This is a genomic window from Fluviispira sanaruensis (genome assembly GCF_004295685.1).
Taxonomy (GTDB): domain Bacteria; phylum Bdellovibrionota_B; class Oligoflexia; order Silvanigrellales; family Silvanigrellaceae; genus Silvanigrella; species Silvanigrella sanaruensis.
Map to the genome: position 1 here is coordinate 2,960,172 of NZ_AP019368.1, position 26,033 is coordinate 2,986,204.

At 33.9% G+C, this 26,033-nt stretch carries 21 protein-coding genes; 6 read left to right on the plus strand and 15 right to left on the minus strand.

Annotated features, from left to right (window positions below):
- Positions 1–19: 19 nt before the first annotated feature.
- From EZS29_RS12420 to EZS29_RS12460, 9 genes are all read right to left on the minus strand, one after another.
- The gene (locus tag EZS29_RS12420; RefSeq protein WP_130611196.1) at positions 20–748 is read right to left on the minus strand and encodes an acylneuraminate cytidylyltransferase family protein; all 729 of its coding nucleotides are present in this window, start codon (positions 746–748) and stop codon (positions 20–22) included.
- Complete coding sequence (locus EZS29_RS12425) at positions 745–1,590, minus strand: sugar phosphate isomerase/epimerase family protein (RefSeq protein WP_216678676.1); 846 nt, start codon at positions 1,588–1,590, stop codon at positions 745–747. The genes EZS29_RS12420 and EZS29_RS12425 overlap by 4 nt, the downstream gene beginning before the upstream one ends.
- Positions 1,587–3,515: an N-acetylneuraminate synthase family protein gene (locus EZS29_RS12430; protein WP_130611199.1), complete on the minus strand. Its 1,929-nt coding sequence runs from the start codon at positions 3,513–3,515 to the stop codon at positions 1,587–1,589. Before EZS29_RS12430 ends, EZS29_RS12425 begins: the two co-directional genes overlap by 4 nt.
- An 18-nt stretch (positions 3,516–3,533) precedes the next feature.
- Positions 3,534–4,895: a GHMP family kinase ATP-binding protein gene (locus tag EZS29_RS12435; protein ID WP_130611203.1), complete on the minus strand. Its 1,362-nt coding sequence runs from the start codon at positions 4,893–4,895 to the stop codon at positions 3,534–3,536.
- A 57-nt stretch (positions 4,896–4,952) separates the two neighbouring features.
- Positions 4,953–5,789: an SDR family oxidoreductase gene (locus EZS29_RS12440; RefSeq protein ID WP_130611206.1), complete on the minus strand. Its 837-nt coding sequence runs from the start codon at positions 5,787–5,789 to the stop codon at positions 4,953–4,955.
- 53 nt (positions 5,790–5,842) lie between these two features.
- Entirely contained in the window at positions 5,843–7,597 is a 1,755-nt protein-coding gene (locus tag EZS29_RS12445; RefSeq protein ID WP_130611209.1) for an ABC transporter ATP-binding protein, read from the minus strand.
- A 174-nt stretch (positions 7,598–7,771) separates the two neighbouring features.
- Positions 7,772–9,349 (minus strand): hybrid sensor histidine kinase/response regulator, encoded by a 1,578-nt coding sequence (locus EZS29_RS12450; protein WP_130611212.1) that lies wholly within the window; start codon positions 9,347–9,349, stop codon positions 7,772–7,774.
- Between the two features lie 2 nt (positions 9,350–9,351).
- Positions 9,352–10,287 (minus strand): hypothetical protein, encoded by a 936-nt coding sequence (locus EZS29_RS12455; protein WP_130611215.1) that lies wholly within the window; start codon positions 10,285–10,287, stop codon positions 9,352–9,354.
- On the minus strand, positions 10,284–10,790 hold the full coding sequence (locus EZS29_RS12460; RefSeq protein WP_130611218.1) for a hypothetical protein: 507 nt from the start codon (positions 10,788–10,790) through the stop codon (positions 10,284–10,286). The genes EZS29_RS12455 and EZS29_RS12460 overlap by 4 nt, the downstream gene beginning before the upstream one ends.
- A gap of 186 nt (positions 10,791–10,976) precedes the next feature.
- Here EZS29_RS12460 and fumC point away from each other — a divergent pair, with 186 nt between their 5' ends.
- Positions 10,977–12,371 (plus strand): class II fumarate hydratase, encoded by a 1,395-nt coding sequence (gene fumC / locus EZS29_RS12465; RefSeq protein ID WP_130611222.1) that lies wholly within the window; start codon positions 10,977–10,979, stop codon positions 12,369–12,371.
- Between the two features lie 68 nt (positions 12,372–12,439).
- Here the strand turns inward: fumC and EZS29_RS12470 are convergent, their stop codons facing one another.
- Positions 12,440–13,402 (minus strand): hypothetical protein, encoded by a 963-nt coding sequence (locus EZS29_RS12470; protein WP_130611225.1) that lies wholly within the window; start codon positions 13,400–13,402, stop codon positions 12,440–12,442.
- A 261-nt stretch (positions 13,403–13,663) separates the two neighbouring features.
- On the opposite strand from EZS29_RS12470, the gene pheS reads away from it, so the two are divergent.
- The 3 genes from pheS to EZS29_RS12485 all read left to right on the plus strand — a co-directional run bounded on the left by pheS (position 13,664) and on the right by EZS29_RS12485 (position 18,556).
- Positions 13,664–14,788 (plus strand): phenylalanine--tRNA ligase subunit alpha, encoded by a 1,125-nt coding sequence (gene pheS / locus EZS29_RS12475; protein ID WP_130611228.1) that lies wholly within the window; start codon positions 13,664–13,666, stop codon positions 14,786–14,788.
- Positions 14,789–14,813: 25 nt separating this feature from the next.
- A complete protein-coding gene (gene pheT / locus EZS29_RS12480; protein ID WP_130611231.1) occupies positions 14,814–17,642 on the plus strand; it encodes a phenylalanine--tRNA ligase subunit beta in 2,829 nt (942 codons plus the stop codon).
- A gap of 173 nt (positions 17,643–17,815) precedes the next feature.
- Positions 17,816–18,556 carry a substrate-binding periplasmic protein gene (locus EZS29_RS12485; protein WP_172603938.1) on the plus strand — a complete coding sequence of 247 codons (741 nt, stop codon included), beginning with the start codon at positions 17,816–17,818 and terminating at the stop codon, positions 18,554–18,556.
- 60 nt (positions 18,557–18,616) lie between these two features.
- On the opposite strand, the gene EZS29_RS12490 is transcribed toward EZS29_RS12485, so the two are convergent.
- Positions 18,617–20,020 carry a hypothetical protein gene (locus EZS29_RS12490; RefSeq protein WP_130611238.1) on the minus strand — a complete coding sequence of 468 codons (1,404 nt, stop codon included), beginning with the start codon at positions 20,018–20,020 and terminating at the stop codon, positions 18,617–18,619.
- 184 nt (positions 20,021–20,204) lie between these two features.
- Between EZS29_RS12490 and EZS29_RS12495 the strand changes: the two genes are divergently transcribed.
- Positions 20,205–20,429, plus strand: a complete 225-nt coding sequence (locus EZS29_RS12495; protein WP_130611241.1) for a NifU family protein — start codon at positions 20,205–20,207, stop codon at positions 20,427–20,429.
- 2 nt (positions 20,430–20,431) lie between these two features.
- Positions 20,432–21,577, plus strand: coding sequence for an Mrp/NBP35 family ATP-binding protein (locus EZS29_RS12500; RefSeq protein WP_130611244.1), 1,146 nt, complete (start codon positions 20,432–20,434; stop codon positions 21,575–21,577).
- Positions 21,578–21,584: 7 nt separating this feature from the next.
- On the opposite strand, the gene EZS29_RS12505 is transcribed toward EZS29_RS12500, so the two are convergent.
- The 4 genes from EZS29_RS12505 to EZS29_RS12520 all read right to left on the minus strand — a co-directional run bounded on the left by EZS29_RS12505 (position 21,585) and on the right by EZS29_RS12520 (position 25,825).
- On the minus strand, positions 21,585–22,976 hold the full coding sequence (locus EZS29_RS12505; RefSeq protein WP_130611247.1) for a 2-isopropylmalate synthase: 1,392 nt from the start codon (positions 22,974–22,976) through the stop codon (positions 21,585–21,587).
- The gene (locus tag EZS29_RS12510; protein WP_130611250.1) at positions 22,966–23,994 is read right to left on the minus strand and encodes an alpha/beta fold hydrolase; all 1,029 of its coding nucleotides are present in this window, start codon (positions 23,992–23,994) and stop codon (positions 22,966–22,968) included. Before EZS29_RS12510 ends, EZS29_RS12505 begins: the two co-directional genes overlap by 11 nt.
- A gap of 22 nt (positions 23,995–24,016) precedes the next feature.
- Entirely contained in the window at positions 24,017–24,862 is an 846-nt protein-coding gene (locus EZS29_RS12515; protein WP_130611254.1) for a HesA/MoeB/ThiF family protein, read from the minus strand.
- 99 nt (positions 24,863–24,961) lie between these two features.
- A complete protein-coding gene (locus tag EZS29_RS12520; RefSeq protein WP_130611257.1) occupies positions 24,962–25,825 on the minus strand; it encodes a HesA/MoeB/ThiF family protein in 864 nt (287 codons plus the stop codon).
- Positions 25,826–26,033: the final 208 nt, after the last annotated feature.

Consider the following 26,033-nt stretch of genomic DNA (forward strand, 5'->3'; position numbering starts at 1 on the left):
AATTTACTCATTTTTATTATCAGTTATTTTCTTTTAGGAATTTTAATATTTCTAAATTTTTATTTTGAATCTGAAACTCTAAGAATTCAAAATCATTAATTGTATCAATTTCAGTACAAAAGGGAGTTTCAAAAGCTAGTATTTTATTACCATGCATTGAATTATTCTCTAATAAGATTGCTGTATTCAGGATATCAACATATCCATTAGGAACATATACTTTTTGAACTAACTGCCTTGGAACGTTTAAGTAATTTGAATGACCAGCTAAAGGTTCAAAATAGTTATTAGTTTGGTCTTTTATAAACCATTTAAAAGGTGTTTCTGGCGCTTCATGCGCAGAGCGCAGCGAAGTTGCTTGAGCATTATTAATAAACATATCAATCGATGAATTTAAAACACCTATTTCTCTAATTGGAGTTGTTACTCTTAGATGCATCCAATAATCTGGAATTTCAATTTTTTGTTTATTTAACCAATGAATTGCATGAAGCATAAACTCAAGATCGGTTGATGAATCTAAAGAGATTTCTTTAGGTCTCAAAAAAGGAACTTCCACCCCATATTTTTTTGCAATAAATGCTATTTCTTCACAATCAGTAGAAATAATTATTTTTTCAATATGTGTGCAGAGTTTCGCTGCGGCAATGGAATAGGCGATTAATGGAATACCAGCAAGAGTCTTTATATTTTTTTTAGGAACCCCTTTGGATCCTCCTCGTGCAGGTATAATTGCATATATTCTCATAAATTAAGCTCTAAATAATTATTAATTATTTTCTTAATCCAGTTATACTGCTCTATAAATATAGAAACTCCCTGGTCATCTCTGTAAGCTTGCATTATTAAAATCCCACTGTAATTTATTTTTTTTAGTTCATTAAATACATTTTCAAAACAAGCGTCTCCTTTTCCAAAAAAAACAGATTTTCCATTTTTAATTCGATCTTTAATATGAATATTAGTAATTAATGACCCATAATTTTTAAATTCTTCACAAGGATTATAGCCTATTGAAGCGCTATTACCTATATCATAATTTACTTTAACATTTTCAGAAGGAAACATTTTTAAAAGGTTATAAAAATCAAATGGATTTAAATCAGTTTCAAGTGCAAGACAAACAGAATTTTTTTCTGCGTCTATTAGGCATTCTGATAGAGAGTTTACAAATTTATTTTTATCCTGCTCTGTATTTAACGATGAAGAATCTACACAAGGAATTACAATGTTTTTAACCCCTAATTTTGGAGAAATACTAATAAGATGTTTTAATATTTCTATGCCTTCTCTAACTTTATAAGAGTCATTGTTATGAAGTGAACATTCCATAAAAAAATCAGCACATATACTTAACACTTCAACATTAGTTTGTTTTGAAATTTTAAGAATCTCTTCTATTCCGCCAGTGTAAATTAAAGGGTTTTTTTCATAATCGTTGCAATCTAAAATAAATTCGATACAATCTAAGTTTAAGGTTGAAGCTAAAGGAAATTCATCCTGCCAATATCCGATAGGATGAGCTTGAAATCTTTCCTTGTATTTTGGTAAAAGGCGTCCTTGCATTATCCCTACTTTAACTTTTCTCAAAACCATTTCTCCAATTTTTCAAGAGCAATCCAAAATCCCTCACCCTCATTTTTATGGCCTTGCCAAATTTCAGGAATAAAAGAAGCTGTTGGACAATATTTATCAAATAAATAAGCGAGTTCTGTAAAATTGACTTCACCCTCTCCAATTTGTAGACCTTCTCCATCTACACCTTCAGCATCCCCTAAATGAATATGAGCAGTATGTGGTGCTACTAAGTCTAAATATTGTTTCATTGTATACCCGTGAAAGTTACAGGTCAAATGTGCGTGTGAATAATCTAAGCACATTCGATAATTAAACTCTTTACAAAACCAATCACATTCTTCTGGAAATTTAAAAAGATTTTGATACTGCTGTCCCCCCATATGCCATGGAAATGGAGCCATTGTTTGCGGTATTAATTCTACTTCAGAATCTTCAAAAATTTTAAAACTTTTTAATAAATTATAATAAAGAGGCATTCGAGCTTCATCAGGAAGGGGGGCATTTTGGGTAAAACCTCCAACGTTTGCAACAATTAAAGGCTTTTTTTCATTCGGAAAATATTTTTTAAGTTCTTTAGTTATTGCAACAACTCGCTTCATATTTTCTATAGATTTCTCTTTGTAACTTAAATCTGATGAGCATAAGTCAAGAAGATGATCTCCAGAAAATAATTCAGGTGCATGAACAACAAATCCTTGGGAATACTTCCTCTTAAAAAATCTGGGAATATTTTCATCTATATCTTTATAACTTAAATGAAACTCGATGAGATCAGGATTTGAATTTTCAATAATACTTGCAAAGTCATGATACCTAACAGGCACCCCCCATGGCCTTTTAAATTTATAAATTTTAGGCTTAACTCTTTTTTCATCAGGAAGATCTGTATCATATAGAAACTCACCTGCTGAAATATTTCTTGTAGATTTATTATTGACTAAGTATTGTAATTTATAAGGTTGAAGACCTTTACCGGGGCTCAAAAATTGAAACATATCTTCAGATAGAATTGTTCCTTCATTAATATCAACCTTTGCCACAATGCTTTTTGCAAGGTTTTCTCTATTTATAAGTTCGCCTTGGCTTATCTTTCTTTCATAACATTCATACCCTAAAGATGCTTCTACATTTCTTATACATCGAACCATTTCTTTCATTTCGTGGGGTAATAAACTAATTCTGTGATCATTACCCTCCATTTTTTTATCAAATGTAAAATGTTTTTCGATAATTTTTGCACCTAAAGCAACTGCAGCAATGGGAACTTCTATACCTCTTTCGTGTCCAGAGTACCCAACAATTGGCGTCATTCTTTGTAACTGTTTTAAATATTCTAGATGAACATCTTTATATGGAGTAGGATAAGTTGAATTGCAATGTAATATTGCATAAGAAGCGTTTATTGAATTTAGAAGATCAATTGCTATTTGTATTTCATTCTGAGTGGACATGCCCGATGAACAAATCATGGGTTTTTTGGATTTTGCAATTTCTTTTAAGAGCTGATGATTTGTAAGATCTGCCGAGGCAACTTTAAAAATAGGAATATCAAAATTATTTAGAACTTCAACGCTAGGGATATCCCATGGTGTACAGAAAGCAATTATATTTTTTTGTTTACAATAATCGAATATTTCTTGCATTTCATGATTTTTCAATTGGAATTTCTCTAAAAGATCAATTGTATATTGCGTGGAAAGATCTGCTTCTGTATTTTTTAATGAATAGTTTTTACCATATAAAGATTCCATATTTCTCATTTGAAATTTAACTGCATCGACTCCACAATCAATTGCTGCTTCAACGAGATCTTTGGCTAATTTTAAATCACTATTATGATTATTTCCAATTTCAGCTATAATAAATGTAGGATTATTAATTCCCACTATTCGATTTCCAATTGAAAAAGTTTTATTTTGAGAAATATTTTTAATCATGAAATCCTTCCTTATAATCTATGCATTTGTTCTTATAACCCATGAGCGAACACCTCGGTCTTCAAATATAAAATCTTTGACTAATAAATTTTTATTTTTAAGTGCAGAGCAAAGATTACCTTTTTTGTCAATTTTTGATTGGAATAAAAAAAATCCTCCTCCACCAGCTCCTAGGATTTTACCGCCGACAGCACCATTTTGTAATGCGAAATCGTAAATTTCATTTACATAAGGATTTGAAATTTCATCTGCAAAATTCTTTTTTAGACACCAACATTCGTGCAATAAAACGCCAAATGCATCCAAATTTCCTCTTAATAATGAAGATTTCATTTCGTAAGCAATTTCCCTTGTTCTATGAGCTAAATTAATAATATGACTTTTCTTCATTTGTAATTTTTGCTGTTCATGTATTTTACCAATTGGGTGTTCTTCTCCAGAAAAACATAAAACAAATCGAGCTTCTAATTCATTGAGTACATCATATGGGATTTTAAGTGAAAATACTTCATTTTTAGAAGCGCTAAATTCTATAAAGTTAAATCCTCCAAAAACGGAGGCATATTGATCTTGCCAACCTCCAGATATGGATAATTCAATTCTTTCTGCTTGAAAGGCTAATTCTGCTATTTCATAACGATTTAATTTATCTTCTCGAAATTCATTAAATGCAGCGATTACCGAAGCTAATACTGCTGAAGATCCACCTAATCCAGAGTGAGGAGGAAAATCACAAGAAATTTCAAGATTAAATCCAAATGGTGGTTTTAAAAGATTTATAGCAGCCTTAATAAGATCTAACTTACCATCATATTCTATATTTTCAATATTTTGATATGTAATATGTTGATTAAAATCATGAGAGATAATGGAGATGATGCAATCATTTCTTTTTTTTAAAAAACAATGTGCATACAAATTAATTGTTGCATTGAGGACTGCTCCAGTATGCTCTAGAAAAAAAGAACTGAGATCGGTACCTCCTCCACCAAAGCTTACTCTGACGGGAGATTTGCTTCTTGCAATGATATCTTTTGATTCTATATACTTAAGACTTTGTGGAAAAATCACATCTATTACTTTTTTATTTTCAATTATAGGTATGAATTTTTTACCTTGATCAAATAATTTTAAAGCTTTTTCTCGAGAATAGTTAGTTTCCAAATAAATAAAATCCTTATTAATATATTTATCTGGTAGATCATTTGATTCTGCTCCATTTATATAAGCTCTTCGAATATCACCATCTGTTAAAACTCCTATAATCTCATCAGTATCATTAGTAATTAATAAAAATCCCTTCGTATTTTTTTCTAGTTGATTTAAACAGCTGAATATGGATGATGCACTATCTAATTTCAAAAATAAATTTTCTAGCATTATTTTTTTTCCTATTAGATATAAAACTTTTAATTAAATTAGGAAAATATTTTTTATTTACCAGATTGATCTTCCTCCATCCATAATTAAGTTTGAACCATTCATGTAAGAGGAAGCATCAGAGCTTAGAAATATAATTGCTCCTTGATATTCATCTGCATAAGCCATCCTTCCAAGTGGAATTCGATCTTGGATATTTTTTAAAAAAGTAGAATTTTGTTCGTTTAAAATACCTCCAGGAGAAAGAGCATTACATCTAACATTTTTATCCCCCCAATAACTAGCAAAATATTTTGTTAAACCAATTAAACCGTGTTTCACAACAGAGTAACTAGCTGGTTTAACATCTTGTTCAGAATCTAAAAGATTTTCTTTTCTATAGAGTCTTTGATCAGGGGCAATGATTCCTAAATCTGAAGAAATATTAATAATATTTCCCTTTTTTCGATTTGCCATACAAGTACCAAATACTTTAGAACAAATTACAGCGCCAGTTAAACCAACAGAAATATCTAAATTCCAAGATTCTAAATCTAAAAATTCTAATCTATTACGCAGATTTAATTTATTAGTAGAGTCCTCAACCTTAGGATTTCTCGCAGCATTATTTATTAAGACATTTACGAAAATATTTTTTCCTTTTAAAATATTATATATTTCATTAACACTGATTTCAGAAGTAACATCCATCTTGAAAAAAAGACAGGTAGTGTTATATTTATTTTCTATTTCTTCAGAAATTCTTTTTAGGGAATCAGTGTTTATATCTGTTAATATAGGTTTGCCACCAGCAAGTGCAATCGCTTCCGCATGTTTAATACCTAATAATCCAGCCGCCCCGGTGATAAGAATATATTTATCTTTTAAAGAAAATAAAGAACTTAAATTATGCATATAATAAGTCTCCATGACAATTATGTTTGAGATATTTATAAGATATTAAATTCCTATACCAACTTAATTATATTATCAACCCCTTTAAGAATACCAGGTCTGTGGGAAACGATAACAACTGTACAAATACCTTTAAAATTATGTATTGATTCTGCAATGCTACTTTCCGAAGCATCATCTAAGTTAGCTGTGGCTTCGTCAAGCACAAGTAGTTTGGGGTTATTCAGCAATGCTCTCGCTAAACAAAGCCGTTGCTTTTGCCCAGCAGATAAACCTGCATGATCTTCACTTATTTCGTAATCAAACCCTTTTTCTAGAACAAGCTCCTTTAAGTTCGCTTTTTCACAAGATTCAAGAATTTCTTCATCTATAACATCTCGTTGTATTCCATATATCACATTTTCACGTAAAGTCCCCTTAATAAGAAAAGGTTCAGGACCTACATAACCAATCATATTGTCAGAGTTTTTAAAAAAATCTTGAACAGGAGCTTGATCAATTTTAATTTCTCCTTTTTGCGGAATTAAGATATTTAGTAAAAGCATAAGGATAGTGCTTTTACCAGCTCCACTTGGTCCTATAATCCCTATTTGTGAACCTGGTTTTACAAAAAAATTTAAATTTTGAATAACATTTTTTTGACTGGGAGAGTAACAAAATGAGACTTCATTAAATAAAATTGACGGTGGTATTGATTGCTGCTTTGTTTCCACTTTTTCTTTATTTAATTTCGGTGTTAATTGATTATTATTGGATGTTCTAATTAAATTATATCTGCTACTTTCTCCATAAAATTTTATATTATTTGAAAACTTTAACGCTTCTTCTTTTTCATTTTGAGGATAGTCGTGAAAATATTTCATCGTTGCTTTAAATTGTGGATAGTATATGTTTAGTATTCCAAATAATCCAACTAATGAAGATAAATTTTGAATAAATCGAATTAATAAATAGAGAAATGAAAGGAGAACCAAACCTGGTGTTTGCCAAAAAATTTGGCTCATACAAATAATTATAATAAGAAGAATAATCCCTAAAAATGGTGATAAAGTTACTGCTAAGTTATTCAAAAAATTTGTTCTAATAGAGAAAGATGAATAATTGATCGCACTTTCCACAAGATCTTTTTGTTCTTTTAATTGAGTCCTCATGACACTTATAAAAAGTAAATTTCTAGAAACTTTTTCAATACCAGAAATTAATTTATGCTGTTCCGCTGGAACAGCTGAAGCAGTTTTTCTGACACTATTATTTATCTTTCTAATAAGAAAACCTATGAGAAAAATCCCTAATAAAGCTATGATTGATTCCTTCCAAGTGGTAATAAACATAAATAATAAAACGCATATACATTGTAATAAAGATGATAACAAAGAAATACTAGATGATATAAAAGAGGAAGCTTTAGGAAAGAGTTCCGATATTTTAAAATTAACTTCAGAAGCACTATTTATACTTTTTGAAGACTTAAATAGCATATCATGAATAACTAAGTTTCTGAGTCTGCAATTTATAAAATCTAAAACAAATGAAATACTATTGCTGGAAAAGAGTTGTCCTGTAAATCGAATTATTCCAATCAATAATAATAAAATAATAATATACTCGGAAGAAAGTCTTGGTATAGTATATCCATAAACTTTTATATTTTCATTAATAAACCCTAAATTTACAAGAAATAATTGAATGAATAATGATATTGATAAATCAACAAACCCTAATAATATTGAAGAAAAAAATCCAATACATAACCAAATAACAGCTTTTTTACCAATGAATTTTAATAATAAATTTAATTTTATTAACATGAAATTATAGCCAAAATAAAAGTTATAAGAACCAAGAGATTTTAACAGCTAAATCCACTAAAATCAATTATTCTAAAATGTTAAAGTATCCACTATACTCTATTTAATTCAAAATGATCATGTAAATGATTAAAAACGATTCAGGCTTGATGCGCAAGAGATTTTAGAACTTTTTTAACTCTTCGCCTCAACAGCATCCCCATTCGTAACGGCAGGCATGAAACGAGCGACTATTTTCTTGAGTGCATCCATGCCCGATTCTTTTGTCATATAAAATACATTTTCATATTTAAAACCACCATCACCTTGATCAACAATGTTGCTGCTAAAAAAGATAAAGGGTGTGTTTACTTTTTCTTCACGCAAGGCAACCAAAAAGTGGGGGCCAGTCATTCTCGGCATGCGCACATCGCTTATTATTGCCACAATTCTTTCGGCAATCGCTTTTTTATCTTCTTGTTGGAAATACTCTAGAGCTTGAAGTCCGTCTTCTGCCTCTACCGATTCCCAGCCCGATTGTTTCATTGCACGTTTAACCAGTCTGCGAATATCTGATTCGTCATCCACTATGAGAACGAGCGGCTTCGCACTGCCTGTGTATTTTTGCGTTGTCCCTATCTCGGTATTTTCTGTTCCTTCTTCTTTTTGTGACTCTTCTTCTTGGAAACAGGTTAAGCCGATACTAAATAAAATATGTGACTCTTGCAGCATGGCTTCAAATTTTGCACTGCCGGGCATTTTATTTGCAAATTTTTCGAGAGTCGCAATTTCTACTTTTTGTTTACCACCAGGGATACATGAGCATTGCGCCGATATCGTAACAAAATCTTCATTCCCGTTGATATCAATATAAATTACACTGTTACCTTGTGTTATAACGTCACAAAGTTCTGCAAATGCCGCATTTAACCACATTATAAAATTTACTGGGTTTGCTACAACAGTGGGATCATATGTGTCATCTTTACGAATTTTATAAGTAATACCTTGCGTCGTAAAGCGATGAACATTCAGCATTAAGGCATCATCTACCATGCTCATGACATTTGATATTTGTGTTTCAGATAATTTTGGATTGGAAAACTTTCTAAACCAGACAGCGAGATCTTGAATGTCTTGCATATATTGCAAGGCCTTTTTTAAATCATCCTGCGCTGTGTTATTTGTATTTAAGGCGGGTAAAATTTGTGTTTGTAAAATCCCTCGGCACATTGTAATTGGATTTATCAACTGATGAGCAATATCCGCACCAATTTCTGAGATTGTATTCATACGAACTGAATAATGCAGTTCTGCTTGGGTTGTCATTAAGTCAGCTAATTTATCACGCATTTGTGCATGTGTATTCTGCAGTTCATCATACATTTTAGTTAAACTTAAATCTGAAATTTCCATGCAAATTAATATTTCATTGTTTGCTATCGGTATTTTGTGCAATTTAATTTCAGCAGGAAAAGAACCAACCGGACCTCTCCGTACTTGCCTTTGATAGTCATAGGCCTGACCTAATTTTAAGGCAATATTGAATAATTCATAAATTAAAGGCTGATCTTTTGCTTCAAAAAGATCATCTATATTTACTTTTGCAGCAGATTTTCCAACGCCACCGAACCATGTTTGTTTCTTAAAAGTAGCATTGCACCAATACATATATCGATCGCCAGAATTAAATAAGGCAATACCGGTTGAAACATTTTTTAGAATTTGCGAAGCAAGAGCTTTGTCCAAGTCCTTGCTTAATTCTGAAGCCATTTTTATTGAGAGTCCTCAACTTTAAAATAGTGGAAACTCCTTAGTCTTTTATCAAAGTCTTTGAATCTTTTTTCAAAGCGCATCAGGCAAACGATTTCAGTCATTTTTCCTGGATTTACATTAACTATATAGTGATGCAGTCTTTCAAAAATTAATTTTATTCCTAATCCTCCGCTATCGCGTTTTCCTATATGTTCTGTTTTTTGATTTTCATCTAAATACTGCATGACTGTTTTTTTACTCAATGAACCAAATGGATCTGCAACGGATAGTCCGAAAACTTCACCATCAAATCCCCATTTAATTCTGACAGATTCTGTATCAATTAACTCAAAGGGAGCACTTCTATCAGCTGTTTTTAATCTTGGGTTGGCATCAAAAACGGCATTAAGTAACAATTCATCTGCTAAATCACAGACCCTTTGCGCATATTGATCAAAACGATCAGAATTGCCACCAATTTTTAATATAAATTCTTCCAATATTTTAATTGCATCTCTTTTATCACTTTGGGATTTAATTCTTTTTTCTTTAAAAACAGCAGGGAAATTTAAATGTTTTTCAAGGCCTGGATAATCTTTTGACTCAAATTTTTTAAGCAACATAATCAATTCACGCGCATCGAATTCACCATTATTTGTTGCAACGAAACATTGAATATTGGAACAATCAATTAAACTCGGAATAACTCTTTGTAAAGATTCTTGCAGAATAACGACAATTCGACATTCAGGATAATTTGCAGAAAAGTCTTTTAAAAAATCGATCTTTTTAGCTTCAGCAAACAAAAAAAATCGATCCTTTCTTTCATTAGTTGCAAATACTTTTGCTTCTTCTTCACTTGTGCAAGGTTGAAAATTTACACCTGCTGAGCGAGTGAGCATCCCCAGTTTATTTTGAAAAGCAATTGAGTCGGGTAAAAAACAGACAACTTTCAAGCTGCCTCCTTCTTAAACCTTTGGGGATTTGATGAGATAAAATAAAAATACTCACTTGGTTCAAAGTCAATTTCGAGATCAAGACCATCTTTATTTTTTAAAACCAAGCTAAACTCATCATAATTATCTAAAATTGGAATTTCATTTCCTAAAGTCAATAATAAAACTTCATGGGTATCATTTGATGGACAATAAAAATTTGCATAAATACTTTGTACACGGGTTTTGTCACTGAGAAAATCACTGATATTAAACTGTTCGACCAACCATCTTGGCGCATTTATATATACAAAAGTACAATCAAAAGTATCAAGGATTTTATACCAAGCAAGAATTCCACATGAGTTTGCGCGTTTTACTTTAGAAAAATCGAGGTTGACTTCTTTTTTTGAAGCTGAATTTTTAACTGCTTGTTCAAGCCCTTGCTTAATTAATTCCACTGAGGATTCTTCATTAAGGAGGCCAGAGAATTCAACTGTTGTATTATTAACGACCACTTCCATTGATCATACCTCAAAGCAGTTGTGTTCATATAGATGTCAACATATCGGACTTCGAGTGACTCTCTTTAGCTCCTTCGAAACTTGCTACATTGACGCCTCAATCCTATAAGTATTAGGTCGGCCTTTCTAATTACATTAGGAAAGGAAAATCCTATTCATTCGTTTTCTCTTTTAGGAGATTCTACTATGTCTACACGTATAGAAACAGATAGCATGGGCGAAATTGCAGTCCCACAAGATGCTTATTGGGGAGCTCAGACGCAACGCAGTTTTCAAAACTTCAAAATCAGTGGAGAGCGTTTTCCTCGAGTATTTATAAGAGCTTATGCGCTTGTCAAGAAGGCCGCCGCACAAGTAAATGCAGAATTGGGAGAGCTCGCAAACGAAAAAGAGAAATTGATCAGTCAGGCAGCTGACGAAGTCATTGAAGGAAAATTTGACGATCACTTTCCGCTCGTCGTATGGCAAACGGGATCGGGTACTCAATCCAATATGAATTTCAATGAAGTGATTTCGAATAGAGCGATTGAAATTGCAGGGGGAGTGATTGGGAGCAAAAAACCAATTCACCCAAATGATGATGTTAATCGCGGGCAAAGTACGAATGACAGTTTCCCAACCGCAATGCACGTTGCAGCAGCAATTGCTGTGCATGAAAATTTTATTCCTGCAATCGATAAAATCATTGCAACCTTCGAAGCCAAAGCCAAAGAATTCGCAGACATCGTTAAAATTGGCAGAACGCATTTACAAGACGCCACACCTTTGACTCTTGGTGACGAAGTGAGCGGTTGGGCTATGCAACTTAAAATGTGCAAGAAAGCAGTTCTGAACTCAATGGAAATGGTTTATGAGCTTGCTGCAGGAGGCACAGCTGTTGGTACAGGCTTGAATTCTCATAAAAGTTATGCAAAAGGAATCGCTAAAAGATTATCTGAATTTACAAAAATTCCTTTTGTCACTGCACCGAATAAATTCCAAGCTCTGGCTGGACAAGAAGCTCTGGCAAACCTTTCAGGTGCACTGAATACAACTGCAACTGCATTTATGAAAATTGCCAACGATATACGATGGCTTGCAAGTGGTCCACGCTGTGGAATAGGAGAGATTTCCATTCCAGAAAATGAACCAGGCAGTTCCATTATGCCAGGCAAAGTAAATCCGACGCAAAGTGAAGCGGCTACGATGGCCTGTTGCCAAGTAATGGGTAATCATGTTGCTGTAACTGTAGCTTCGAGCCAAGGAAACTTTGAATTAAACGTCTTTAAACCTGTTATTATTCATAATATTCTGCATTCTATTCGCCTCTTGGCGGACTGCTTTGTTGGTTTTGAAGAACACTGCGCTTCTGGCATAAAAGCCAATAAAGAGCGAATTAATGATCTTATGCATAAATCACTTATGCTTGTGACAGCGTTAAATACCCATATTGGATATGATAAAGCGGCTTCCATTGCAAAAACCGCGCATAAAAATGGTACGACTTTAAAAGAAGCTGCGCTTTCACTTGGCTACCTAACAGCAGAACAATTTGATGAATGGGTTGATCCTAAACTTATGCTTTCACCACATGGAAAATAAGTATTAAACGGCTCATATTAAATAAGAATTAAAATGGCTCATATTATTCAAATAGGAGCCATTTTAATTTATTCAACACTCACCCATTGAAGTATGAGCACCCCAGGTTTTCCTGATTCGCCATTTGTCCCAGGAGAATTTGGATGACCATTTTCATGATGTCGACTGCCTTGTCCTGGTAACGATTGCAAACTGCGACTACCGCCATTCCCCCCAATACCGATTTTATAAGGAATTTCCTGTCCAGGTTGCACATGCAAGATTTTCTCTTGTACCAATGCAGAGTATCCATCTTTGCCTTTCCCCCCATTTCCACCAAATCCACCTTGGTAAGGAGCGTTTGGATTGTGTCCATTGGCGCCCACTCCCCCTTGGCCACCAAGACCTCCCACTCCTCCGTCGCAATACTGGTCAAAATCAGCTAAAAAACTAGAAATATTTTTATTATTTTTAATATTTTCTTTATTTTTCAATGCTAATAAAAATTTAAACTCACCAAACTCTGTTTGCTCTCCTAATTTTCCATTTTCTCCTCCGATAGAAGCTGAGTTTGCAGGATGAAGCCGATGAGGATCGTTTTGAAAAGGTGTGCACTTTATTGATAAGTTATAAGAATAACAACTTTGCCCAGGTCTTCCTGGGTTTCCTCTTTCGCCTGAAGCAACTTCTCCATTGGCATCGCCACCTGCGGAACCATTCCCCCCAAGTGAGGTATTTCCCCATGAACCTTCGAAAGCTCCCCCTCCTTCTCCGCCAGCTCCTCCACCGCCTCCACCATTGCCACCTGAGCAACCTATAATTTTGACTGAATAAACATTTTCTGGCACTGCCCATTTCCCTGTAAGAGAAAAATAAGTACCATCGTTATTCTTGCTTGGTTTTAAGATTAATTGATTGGATTTTGCGACCAATTGAGGCCTTGGAGAACTTACATAAATGACATTCTCTTTAACATCTCCATCTTTTTTTGTGCCACAACTCGCCAACAGAGCCATTGAAAGAATATAAGAGAAAGCAATCTGGATTTTCATTTTTACTCCTTTAGTTATATAGAAATTCAAACCACAGCTTGATTATTCATTAATAAAAAAATATACTGCAGATAATTTCTGATATAATTAACAGATTAATCATCTATTATTTTAATTATAAGGAGTTTATATTCTTTATGATTGCTATTTAGAAAAGTCGGGCTATAAGCTAAAATGTCTTAATTTGATACTGCAAAAAGGACTTTTGCTTGTATTTTTAGCATTATTTGTATCGGATCAACTATTGGAGAAGAATGCTTTATGTCAGGAATTGAGGAAATTAAAAATATTTTAACAGCCCCCATATCTGTTTCATATCAAAATATTGAAGAACTCATTAAACATATCAATGACGAGCGCGTTCGCTTAACTCAAGTGGTTGGTGAAAATGGCTTAAACTCTCCTGATTTAAACATATTCTCCAATGATATTATGGAAGAAATTCGCATTCGCTTCACTGGTAAAAAATCCCCCCTCCAAGAGTGGCTTAAATCTCTGCGCAATATACCTGCTGAAGAGCGTAAAAATGCAGGGGCTAAAATCAATGAACTGAAAGCGGAAATTGAAAGCAGCTTTAAAACTTTTTCAGAGAGTTATAGAATTCAAGTTGAAAATAAAAAATTAAATTCGGAAACGGACGATATCACATTGCCATTTAGCCAATTAAATCTCGGCTCCCGTCATCCCGTAATAACTGTTATGCGCGACCTTATGGTGCCCTTTCAACGCATGGGGTTTTCTGTCGTCGATGGTCCAGAAATAGACAATGACTTTTATAATTTTGAAGCCTTGAATGTTCTAAAAGATCACCCTGCACGGGAAATGCAAGATACATTTTTTCTTGCGAGTGAATGGGTTTTAAGAACACATACGAGTAATGTACAAAGTCATGCTATGAAAGAACGAAAATTACCGTTAAAAATCGTTTGTCCTGGCTGCGTTTATCGCAATGAATTTGACATGACTCACTTACCTGCATTTCGTCAAATTGAATGCCTTGTTGTTGATAAAGGCATTCATATGGGACATTTACGTCACACCATCAATGAACTCTTAAATGCAGCATTTGGTCGCTCCGTTAAATTACGTTTCCGTTCGAGTTATTTTCCATTTACAGAACCAAGTGCAGAAGTTGATGTTGAATGTCAACAGTGCTTTGGTACAGGCTGTCGCAGTTGCAAGCATACCGGTTGGTCAGAAATCGGCGGCTGCGGGGTTGTAAATAAAAAAGTTCTTGAAAGCTGTGGGATTGACTCTTCCGTTTACGGCGGAATTGCTTTTGGTTTTGGCGTTGATCGTATTGCAAAAGATCGTTTTGCAGTTTCAGATTTGCGTTCATTCATTGACGGCAATGTGTCTTTCTTAAAGTCATTCGGACTCGTTTAAAAAATACAGCAATAAGGTAAATGTCATGCTAGCAAGTTTAAATTTTGTCGAACGTTTCTTAACTCTCCCTAAGATTACTAAAAATATAAATATCAATGGAAAAAATATATTAGAAACTCTTTATGATCTCGACAAAATCGCTCCACTTTTAACTCGCCAAGGATTTGAAGTTGACAGTATCAATGTTTGGGGCTCAGGACTTGAAACCGTTGTCGTAGGATATATTGAAAAAATTGAACCACATCCGACTGCCGGAAAATTACAAATATGTCATGTCGATGTCGGAGAATCGACCTTGAGACAAATTGTCTGTGGAGCGCCCAATGCACGAGCTGATCTCTATGTTGCCGTAGCTCTTCCATCTACAAAACTGCCAAATGGTTTAGAAATTAAACCATCCAAAATCCGTGACGTCGAAAGCAACGGAATGCTTTGTGCACGTGAGGAACTGAACCTCCCTACCAATAAAGAAATTGATGGCGATGGAATTTGGGAACTCGATATTGATGCACAAGGAGGAATTTCAAGTAAAGTTCTTAAAAATAAACTGGGCTATCCTGTATTTCATGCTCTCAATATGATGGACACCTTACTTGAATTAAGCGTGACACCTAACCGTCCGGATATGCTTTCCCATGAAGGTGTTGCACGTGAGCTTATCGCAGGATTTAGCTATGCTAAAATTCCATATAGTCTCAAAAAAGATGCTGAATTTGCCAATAAAATCTCTTTAACAGAAGAAAATATTAAAGCAGATGCGCTAAAAAATGCTTCTGCAAAATGCGGCGATATTTCTTTTTCATGTGAAAATCACTTAGATATTCCTGCTTTTTTTGTTTTAATTGACAGTATTGAAGTGAAAGCAAGTCCTGCTTGGTTGAGAAATTTACTTGAAGCTCTTGGCCAAAATTCAATCAACAATATTGTTGATACATCTAATTATGTTCTGCTAGCTTACGGTCAACCAAACCATGCATTTGACTTAGAAAAACTCTCAGCACAAGAACCTAAAGCTAAAAAATTAATTCTCCGCAATGCAAAAGCAGGCGAGAAGTTCATTGGTCTTGATGGCAAAGAAAGAAATTTAGATACATTCGATGGAATTGTCGCAGATATTGAAGGAGCACAAGCAATACTTGGCGTTTTAGGAGGCGAACATTCAAAAGTTTCGAGCCAAAGTAAGAAAATAGTTGTTGAATTTGCTAATCCAAATTCTGTAGCTGTGCGTAGAACATCGCGTCGGTATGGCCGCCAAACAGATGCAAGTTTTTTATTTGAAAAAGGTATAGATGCAGAGCAACGCTACAAAGCTGCAATTGAATTCTTTGCAATCATTTCAACAGAAAGCCATAGTAAACCACTTTATTGCGGATCCGTTCATTCAATTGATATGCATAAAAAACCTATGCTATTAACCCACGCTAACACTATTGAAATAGATTATAGTTCTCAGGATCAAGAGAAAGTTTTAGGCGCGCATATTTTACCATTTAAAGAGCAGCTCAGTATTATTTCTTCACTTGGCTTTACTTTAAATAAACAAACTGATGAAAAATATAAAGTAACAGTGCCCAGTTGGAGAAAGCAGGATATTGCTGGAAATGCTGATTTAGTAGAAGAATTCATACGCATTGTCGGTATAGACTCCATTCCTTCATCTCCATTTCACTCAGTCGCAATTGTCAATCATGATGATCCACAGTTTGCCTTCAATGAAAAAATAAGTTCACGTTGTGCAGCTCTCGGCTACAATGAAGTTATTAGCTTACATTTTATGCGTGCAGATGATTATAAAAAATTAGGAATAAGTTCTATTAATTCATTGGGTGAACCTGTTGCTTTAATGAATCCAATAATAGGCGATGAGCCACTTATGCACACAACACTTATTCCTGATTTATTAAGAAAAGTTGGGCGTAATATAAGTTATGGAGTGAAAAGTGGGCAACTATTTCACTCCTGTCGAACATTTCAAAATCATGACAATGAGGGTGAAAGAGTTTTTCAGTTAAATGGTGAAAGGATTGGGCTACAAAATGAACTGGCAGAAGTATTCGAGCAAACTTTAGAATATCATTATTCTCGAGGTTATTCTTATTCAAGAGAGCCCTCTCAGAACAAGCGGCCGGTGGAAACTCCACGTTTAGCAGGAGTGTGCTTTGGCAATAAAATTGATAAATCTTGGCAAAATACAACTGAAATTCAGTGGTCTCTTCATGATATAATGGCTCATATTCAAGAAATTTGTCGATGCGTCGGAGTTGACATATCATTTATTAAATTATCAGATAAAGAAACAAACTCAGATACTAAAGTTCATCCAATAGCAAATGCCCTTCACCCAGGCAGAAGAGTTGGATTTTATATACTCGATGATAATAATGAATCTGTTTCACTTGGCTGGGCTGGTGAACTACATCCAAATACAATGCGCAATTATGAAATCGAATCGCCTTGCTATGTCTTTGAATTAAATGTTGCGTTATTAATGCAAAAATCTTTTCTGCCAAAGAAAGTGATTCAAAAAGTTGTAAGTGCGCAAAAATTTCCAATTATTACAAGAGACTTTGCTTTCTTGTTCGATGATAAAGTCACTGGAAAAGAGCTCTATACTGTAGTGGCAGAATCTATAAATGAAATTATTAGAAATGAAATACCTGCTCTTTTGAATTCAATTCAAATTTTTGATATTTATCGTGGGAAGGGCATACCTGAAAATAAAAAATCATTAGCTTTTCAAATTTCACTCGAGCCAACTGAAAGAACCTTTACCGACAAAGATATAAATAAATTGTCAAAAGCGATTATTCACGCTGTCACCGATAAATTTAAAGCAGATTTAAGAGGGGCTTAAGTCTCTCTTTTTTTTATAAAGGACCTAATAATTCCAAAAAATAATAAATTCTTAAAAAAAGTCATTATTTTGACTTTTTTTAAGAATAAAGCGAAATAAAATAAAATTTTTAAAATTAAAAAATATATATTTTAAAATGTTAATATAAGAAACAACAAAGAAGGATTCTTAACTTGAAATACTTCATTCTTATCTTTTTTTTAAATCATATTTTTGCTTATTCAAGTGAGAAAATAATCAAAGTGGGTTATTTTGAAATACCACCATACGCTTATAAAAATTCTAAAGGAATTTTAGATGGCACCGCTGTTAATGATATTATAAAAAAATTAAACTTAGGAAATAATTATAATATCCAATTTTATGGTTTTCCGCTTGCGCGGGGCTATCATGAGTTAAATGCTGGAAATATTGACCTTTTACTTCTTACTACGAGTCGAACATTTTTAAACAAATCAGAATATGCTCACTCCGTGCCAATTTGTGAAATCCATGAATATATTTTTGTTAATAAAATCTCTGAAATCAAAGAATTCAGAAGTTCAAATATTTTTAAAAATAAAACTATAGGTGTTAGAGTAGGTGTAAACTTACCAGATTATTTTGAACAAAAGAAAAATAACATTATAGTCTCTGAGTCTTCTGGTGAAAAGGCAATAAATACTCTATTACAAAAATTATTAAATAATAGAATCGATATTCTGTATTTAAGTAATCCCAAAGCAGGGATCCTTGAAGCAAAAAAAATGAAAGCTCTAAATAAAATTAGATATATTCAATTGGGAGATCATACTTATGAAGTCTATGTAGGCTTTTCAAAAAAATTAGACCCAAAAATTAAAAACAAAGTAAACGATATAATAACAAAAAATCAAGATAAACTTAAGAATATGTGCATAGTAAATAGCGATTAATTCCATTGATAAATATAGAATGATTGTCAGATAGAAATACGACCAAAAGATTCTTTCTATTCAAAGTAAAAAATTAATTCCTGACTGAGTTGTAAATAAATTCTGAGTTTTGGTCCCATCTGGATATGCTTTGATCTTCCAATCATAATAGCCAAAACTACAGCTAAAAAAGAAATACTGATTTGTACGCAATTTTTTATCGAACGAATATTTAAGAATTGGAGTTATGACAACGGAGTTTGCATCGGATGCAATCAATTTACGAGATACATAAACAAGCGAAAGATCTAAGCCTAACTGCCAATTTCGCGTAATAAAATAAACTGGCTGAATATCAACACTCAAACGATTTGCCAAACGTGAAGTTTGAGTGCCATCATGCTCTAAGGATTTTTTATCATCTGCTATTTTTAAAACAGGCAATTCTGAAGCGTAGGTATTATTTAAAAGAATAATGCCAGATAATACACCAGCATAAGGTGTAAAATAAAACTCTGAAGAATCAAGAATGCCAATTGTATTTTGTGGGTAATTAGGAGGGACTCTTCCTTTACCCATATATGAACTTGAAACAGCATTATTATATGGTCGAACATTTTTATCTGTAGGAAGAGATTGGAACCAAACAGTTGTATGTCCTTTTAAACCGTCTGCTAAAGGTCTAGAAAAAATTCCGCCTACCATAAACGAGGAAGAATTCACAACAGTATCTAATTTTACATTATTGCTATCATTTTCTTGTTTAGTTAATTCCTGATAATAGCGAAGAGCAAAAACAGGTTGAAAGATTTTACCTTCAGATAATAAAAATTTTCCAGAAAAGAAAGCAGTAATTATTAAATCATGCTCTTGAAAGAGTTGTGGGTTATTATCGCTATCTAAGACTTGATTGCCATTAATATCTCTTCCCGTCGTAAATAAAGATTCATTATTTAACGCAATTGACGCCTGAAAAACTTCATTTTCATAACCAAATCCTTGAAGTTCTATTTGATTAAAAGGATTGTCCAATTGGAATAAATAAATATTTTCGAATTCGAATGTTCTTCTTCCTATCCAAAATGAAGACATTTTTGTATTGCTCGGAAAACTTAAGTAAAAATCTCTTAAATGAAATTTATTTTGTTCATAATCTTTTGGATATAAATTATAAATAAATGATGAGTTCCAATAATAATCTACTCTTGTTTTTAAAGAAACCCAGTCGCGCAATTCCAATGAAAATTTAACCGACAGGGAGTCTATACTGTAAGCAGCAGCACTAGCAGCTTGATTTTCTGAACTTTGATCTGGTGAGTTTCTCAAAGAAAAACTTTTGCCCGCTGATCTAAGGGCTCCTCGCCCCCTAAACCCGAAACTCATACCCCAAGAGTCTGAAAGAATTATATTTTCATCCGCATAGAGATTAGATGTTTTTAATACACTTAAAATAATTATAGCGGATATAATCCATACCTTGTTCATGAAAATAAACTCTTTTGAAAACATTTGATTATAAAATACAAGTTGATTCACCCGAGATTGATATGTGATTATACTCAAAATACTCTAACAAGCCCCCCTTGACCGAGTAAGTTCAGATACTATGTTCATAATGAAAAAATATTTCAACCTATTGGGGTTGTCTCTCTTTTTATGAGGTTCGTAAATGATTGCAAAGATTCAGGAAATTATTGAACAACAAATTCGCCCAGCACTCCAGTCTGATGGAGGAGATATAGAGCTGATTGATGTTGAAGATGGTATCGTTAAAGTAAGGCTTGTAGGCGCTTGTTCTCATTGTCCTTCTAGCGCAATGACCCTATACCAAGGAGTGGAAAAAATGCTTATGGAAAAAGTGCCTGAAGTAAAAGGCATCGAGCAGGTCTGGTAAAAATGACTGAAAATACAAAACAAATACTTGATACAGTTCAAGAGCTTGAATCTGTATTGTCTTTTTCTGTGCAAAAATCCTTAGGCAATTTCACTTGGAAAGAGAGAACTCACTCTGTTGAAGAAGAGAGTGGAGTTTTTAAAATCCGCTTTTATTCCGACGGGTTAAACTTAGCAGAGAAAACTGCAATTGAATCCATAATCAAAGAAAACTTGGGCAAAAATAATTATAATTTTTCAGTTTATTTTGAGCGCAAGGAAAAACCAGCAACACAGCCACAAAAGGCTCCCCAAGCTCACTCTCATAGCTCAGAAGCACATGAGCATGCAAAACCTCAGCAAAAACCAGATATGCGCCCTCCAACAGGAAAACGGCCAATCTCTGGAGTCAAAAGAATCATTGCCGTGGCAAGCGGAAAAGGGGGAGTGGGCAAAAGCACAGTGAGTGTAAACTTAGCCTTAGCACTTTATAATCAAGGATATAAAGTGGGAATACTCGATGCTGATATCTATGGTCCGAGTGTCCCAACAATGCTAAATATACACAAAGACCCTTTGGTAAATGAAAATAATAAAATTATTCCACCTGAATCCTTTGGCTTAAAAGTCATGTCATTTGGTTTTTTTGCTCCTGAAGAAACGGCCGTTATTTGGCGTGGCCCCATGATCATGAAAGCCTTGCAACAGTTCTTCTGGGACGTTGAGTGGGGTGAACTTGATTTTTTAATCATCGATCTCCCTCCAGGAACAGGTGATGCTCAGTTGACTTTAGTGCAAAGCATTCCAATTTCAGGAGCGGTTATCGTAACAACTCCACAAAACGTTGCTCTTCTCGATGCTGTCAAAGGCATAGCAATGTTCCGTAAAACAGATGTTCCTATTATTGGTGTCGTCGAAAATATGTCAACTTTCTCATGCCCAGCATGCGGAACTGAGACACATATTTTTGGTGCTGGTGGTGCTGATAAAGTTTCTGAAAAGTTTGAGGTTCCCGTCTTGGGACATGTGCCTCTTATTCAAGAAATCCGTGCCGCTGGTGACTTAGGCGAACCCCTCACTTCACAGCCTAAGCATGCTGTGCGCATGCGTTTTGCAGAGATTGCAGAAAAGGTTGTAAAAAACACTCTGGCAATGGAAAATAAAAAATAATTAATTTTCAAATTAAACTTTGATTATATGAGGAAGCCATCACAAAGTTTAAAAAACGGCCTGTCCCGGAAATATATTCGTAAGTGTGTTCAAGTTCAGCAGGTATAAACACCGTTGCTGGACTTTTTATTAATTGACTCTCATTATTTATTGTTACCTTAGCGACAAGACCCGTTCCATCAGAATTATTCCCCATAAAAACAAAAATACTGTCACAATGATGTGCATGCGTATCGACATGAGGTTCATAACTTTCTGCATAGTCTTCTTTAAAAAGACGTTCGATGATATAAACAGGAGATCTTTCATCCACTCGAAAATCAATGTGAACCCAACGATCACCTACCCCATGCCTGTGATATTTTAACTCTTCCGCAGATTTTAAAAAGGGTGTACCTATTTTAAAATCATTTAAATATCTTTTTTGATTTTCTCGAATATATTCCTTCGCAGCAAGTGTCCTTTTCATAGCAAAAGGTTCAGGTGATAAATTTTCATATGCTCGATAGTTTTTTGAGCTTGCTTTCGTATGGTATTTTGAAGTGTGAATAAATACATTTTTACCCACGATGGGTCTATGAAACTCAGGTGTAAAATGAGCAATTCTTGAAACAATATTTGCTAAATATTTGGTTTCTTTAAAATTATAATCAGAAGAATGAAAAAATTCTTTTAATGACGTACTCATTTGAAATAAATCACAAATACCAGCTCGCTCTCCTATACCAAGAACACTAACATCGATAACAGTTGCCCCAGCCTCTATAGCGGCATGAGCATTAGCTAATGCTAAGCCCAAATCATTGTGGAGATGCACTTCTATTTCGCATTTAAATTTATTGACTGCCAAACTAACCATTTGCTTACATTTGTTAGGACTCCACGCACCGACTGTGTCGGCCAGACTTAAACGATCGACGCTCTCTTCACTCAACATTTTTGCAATTTCTTCAATGAGATCATGAGATGTACGAGAAGCATCTTCTATCGTAAATCGAACTTTTAAACCTAATTTTTTTGCATAACGAATGGAAGATTTAACTTGCTCTTTTACCCATTCCTTTGACTTATTTGTAAACTTAGTCTCCAGTGATATCGGATTAAATGAAGCCCAAATTCCTACCCAATTCGCACCTGTCCGATACGCAGATAATATTTCTGAATGACAAGCACGTGCATGAACTAAAATATTGGTACTTTTAATTTCATTGCAAATAGACATGCAAGTCTCTTCTTCTTTTACAGAAATTCCAGGATGACCTATTTCTATAGTGTCGACACCAAAAAGAGCTAAATGCTTAGCAATTTCAATTTTTTCTTCGAGAGAAAAACAGACACCAAATGCTTGCTCACCTTCTCGCAGAGTGGAATCAAGAAGTTTTATTTTATTACGATGCACTCTCTGTTTCCTTATTTTTTAGAAAAGATACGATTGCGTCAATATATGATTTCCGATTATTTTCATAGATAATCCAATGTGTCGCATTTTTAATAACAATTTCTCTTTTAACCTTGGCACCTGTTAGTTTTTTAAAAAGATTTTTATCAGCAAATAAATCTTGATCCCCATTAATCACTAATGTCGGTTGAATAATTCTCGAAATATCATAAACAGGTCGTTCGTTCCAAACTTCAAAAAGATCTTTCATTGGTCCCATAACTCTTCTGATTGAACCTGGAATTTTACTCTTATTATCAAGATTTATATATACTTTCTCAATTGATTTTACTGTTTCCTGATTCACTAAATCTTTATCTTGCATCATCATTTTCCAATGCGAATAAATCGCTTCCCATGGGATAACTTGATAAGCTCCTAATTTCGCATTAAATTGATTATTTTTATCCGCAAATGGTTTTGTAAATAAAGGGAGACTAAAGGAATGCATTGCACCCGTTAAAACTAATTTATTGACATTTTTATGATTTATTGACGCAAATTCAGCTGCTACGATTGATCCAAAAGACCAACCGACAAGAGAAACTTTTTCAACATTTTTTAATTTAGAAATATAATCAATGATGACTGCAAGTTGCTTAATAGCGTCTTTACTTTGTAGCGGATAGACGCCCTCTGGCGGAGGGAAAACTTGCATTTCCTTTGGATATGTTGATTTACCCATTCCTTCAAAGTCAACACTAAAAACATCCAGCCCCCCTTTTGCCAATTCATCCATAAAAGAAACATTCGGTATATCGAATGCTTCGGCTGTAGGAATACAAAGCGGTGGGAGTAAAATAACAATGTTTGATTTTTTATTTTTTGCCCGTGCTTTGAAAGAGCTTTTTTCTTTTACATACAAAGTGCTTTCCGAGCCATATTTGATAAAATGCTCGGTTAGTTTAATACCATTAGAATAAGAATTTAAAAATACAAAGAACTGTATAAAAACAATGAAAATATTAATGTAACACATTGCTCTATGTTCCTTCCACTATTTAAAGTAACGAATTATCCCATGTTCCTTCCACTGGCTCTTCTACTTTTACCATTTCAGTCCTGCCTAAGTCTATTTTAAGTAAATTGGGTGCATAAGTAGGAGATAGATTATTTCGCTTTAATATAAATTTAAAAACCTCAAAACTAGCCAATAAGCCTACGATATTCGCAACAGGACAAAGCACTGCCCATGGGGCTTTTTTATCGACAAAGGCATGCGCCCATTCCTCTTGCGCTCCAAACTTAACAGAATTTATTGCTCTCTCATTTTTTATTTTTAAAATATCATTTTTAACTTCGTCACTTAATTCTTTACTATAAGAATTATGCCGTAAAACAATTTCATACGGAGGTGTGTTATGTGAAAAAGTCATCACGCCGCCACGAAAGGGAGGAGTCACAGCAATCCAAACGGATGGTATTTGCATTTTTTGAGCAGCTCTATGAATAATAACTCTCGTTACAAGGTTATCTGTAGCATCTACAACAATGTCAGAGTCTTTTAATAAACGATTGGCATTTTCTTCATTAAACATTTCTAATGAAACTTTTACATTTATATTTGGATTTATATCTATTAAAGTTTCTTTAGCGCATTCTGCTTTGTATTTTTCAATTCTTGAGACTGAAGAAAGCATTTGTCTATTAATATTACTCAATTCAAATTTATCCATATCAACTACATGGATATTTCCAACTCCCATTCGAGCGAGCGAAATGAGAGTCACTCCACCTACCCCACCCGCTCCGATCACAGTGACTTTTACTTTAGCTAAACTTTTTTGTTCCTTTTCTGTTACTACACCGATGTTTCTCATAAAAATTTCATTTTCTATCGATTGCATTTCTTACCCTTCAATTTATAAGATATTTTTAATTATGCTTTTCTTAATTACACTAAAACTTTTCATAATTATGCTTTTTGAGTTTTTATATCTCAATTTTTAAATATGAATAGCCTCCCAATAACCCTGACTTGGTGTCTGAACAGAAACGGGATAAAGCATGTTATCCATATCTATTAGAATGCCTTTAGGCGCCAACGCCAAAGGTTTTTTACCAATAATAAGCTGAATAACTTCATGACAACTGAACGATGCTAACAAGGATGCGCGAATAGGAGTTATGATCCACCCAACTTTTCCTGCGCAGAAATCATCGGCCCATTCTTTTGGTGCACCCTTTTCAACTGAATATTGCGCTCTTTGTTTCTTTAAGTTTTGCACAAATTCATGCACCGAAGGATCGGATATTTTTTTTCCTTGTGTAGGAATATTTAAGGCAGTTTCGTAATCGATACCATCTGGAATAAAAGTAGAAACAAATCCTCTGTGCGGAGGACTTCCTGACATTGATACACTGGGAATCCCATGTCTTCTTGCAGCTCGATGGACAACAATTCTCGAGGGCATATCATCCAAAGCTTCGAGCACAACATCATGGCCTTTTATCAATTCATCCACATTTTCTTCTGTCACTTTTACTTGGTGAAAGGCTGTTTTTAAAAATGGGTTAATATCTTTTAAATATTTTTCAGTGGAAACACTTTTTGCCTCATCTATTGTTGAACAAAACGCCAACATCTGTCTATTGATATTTGAAATTTCAAATGTGTCGGGATCCACTCCACTTAACGAACCAATTCCAGCGCGTGCACAGAGAATGGCCTCCATTCCTCCCACACCACCTAAGCCAAAAATCATGACTTTACTTTTAGCAAGCATCTCTTGTTCTTTAAGTGTGTAGACACCAATATTTTTTTTGGTCATTTCTAAATAATATTCTGCTTCATTTAACTTTATATGCATGCTTCCCCCTTTTGCAAGATCCGTTATAAATGAGTCTTAAGCTCTTGCAAACAAAAGAGAACGGGCGCAACAAAATGTTTCATGTGTTGTGAATTTTTTTGTTTATTTAAAAATTTTTAAATAAACAAAAAAATTCACAACACACCTTAGTTTAATTTAATATTATTTTGCAAAAATTGAGTGTGTAATTACTTAATATTTTCTAATA

Bases quoted from the DNA above. Each gene is read 5' to 3' on its own strand.
- EZS29_RS12430 (WP_130611199.1), bottom strand. From the start codon at position 3,515: ATGATTAAAAATATTTCTCAAAATAAAACTTTTTCAATTGGAAATCGA.
- EZS29_RS12490 (WP_130611238.1), bottom strand. From the start codon at position 20,020: ATGAACAAGGTATGGATTATATCCGCTATAATTATTTTAAGTGTATTA.
- EZS29_RS12470 (WP_130611225.1), bottom strand. From the start codon at position 13,402: ATGAAAATCCAGATTGCTTTCTCTTATATTCTTTCAATGGCTCTGTTG.
- EZS29_RS12510 (WP_130611250.1), bottom strand. From the start codon at position 23,994: ATGTGTTACATTAATATTTTCATTGTTTTTATACAGTTCTTTGTATTT.
- EZS29_RS12420 (WP_130611196.1), bottom strand. From the start codon at position 748: ATGAGAATATATGCAATTATACCTGCACGAGGAGGATCCAAAGGGGTT.
- EZS29_RS12515 (WP_130611254.1), bottom strand. From the start codon at position 24,862: ATGCAATCGATAGAAAATGAAATTTTTATGAGAAACATCGGTGTAGTA.
- EZS29_RS12500 (WP_130611244.1), top strand. From the start codon at position 20,432: ATGACTGAAAATACAAAACAAATACTTGATACAGTTCAAGAGCTTGAA.
- fumC (WP_130611222.1), top strand. From the start codon at position 10,977: ATGTCTACACGTATAGAAACAGATAGCATGGGCGAAATTGCAGTCCCA.
- pheS (WP_130611228.1), top strand. From the start codon at position 13,664: ATGTCAGGAATTGAGGAAATTAAAAATATTTTAACAGCCCCCATATCT.
- EZS29_RS12520 (WP_130611257.1), bottom strand. From the start codon at position 25,825: ATGCATATAAAGTTAAATGAAGCAGAATATTATTTAGAAATGACCAAA.
- EZS29_RS12445 (WP_130611209.1), bottom strand. From the start codon at position 7,597: ATGTTAATAAAATTAAATTTATTATTAAAATTCATTGGTAAAAAAGCT.
- EZS29_RS12450 (WP_130611212.1), bottom strand. From the start codon at position 9,349: ATGGCTTCAGAATTAAGCAAGGACTTGGACAAAGCTCTTGCTTCGCAA.
- EZS29_RS12495 (WP_130611241.1), top strand. From the start codon at position 20,205: ATGATTGCAAAGATTCAGGAAATTATTGAACAACAAATTCGCCCAGCA.
- pheT (WP_130611231.1), top strand. From the start codon at position 14,814: ATGCTAGCAAGTTTAAATTTTGTCGAACGTTTCTTAACTCTCCCTAAG.
- EZS29_RS12435 (WP_130611203.1), bottom strand. From the start codon at position 4,895: ATGCTAGAAAATTTATTTTTGAAATTAGATAGTGCATCATCCATATTC.
- EZS29_RS12460 (WP_130611218.1), bottom strand. From the start codon at position 10,790: ATGGAAGTGGTCGTTAATAATACAACAGTTGAATTCTCTGGCCTCCTT.
- EZS29_RS12440 (WP_130611206.1), bottom strand. From the start codon at position 5,789: ATGCATAATTTAAGTTCTTTATTTTCTTTAAAAGATAAATATATTCTT.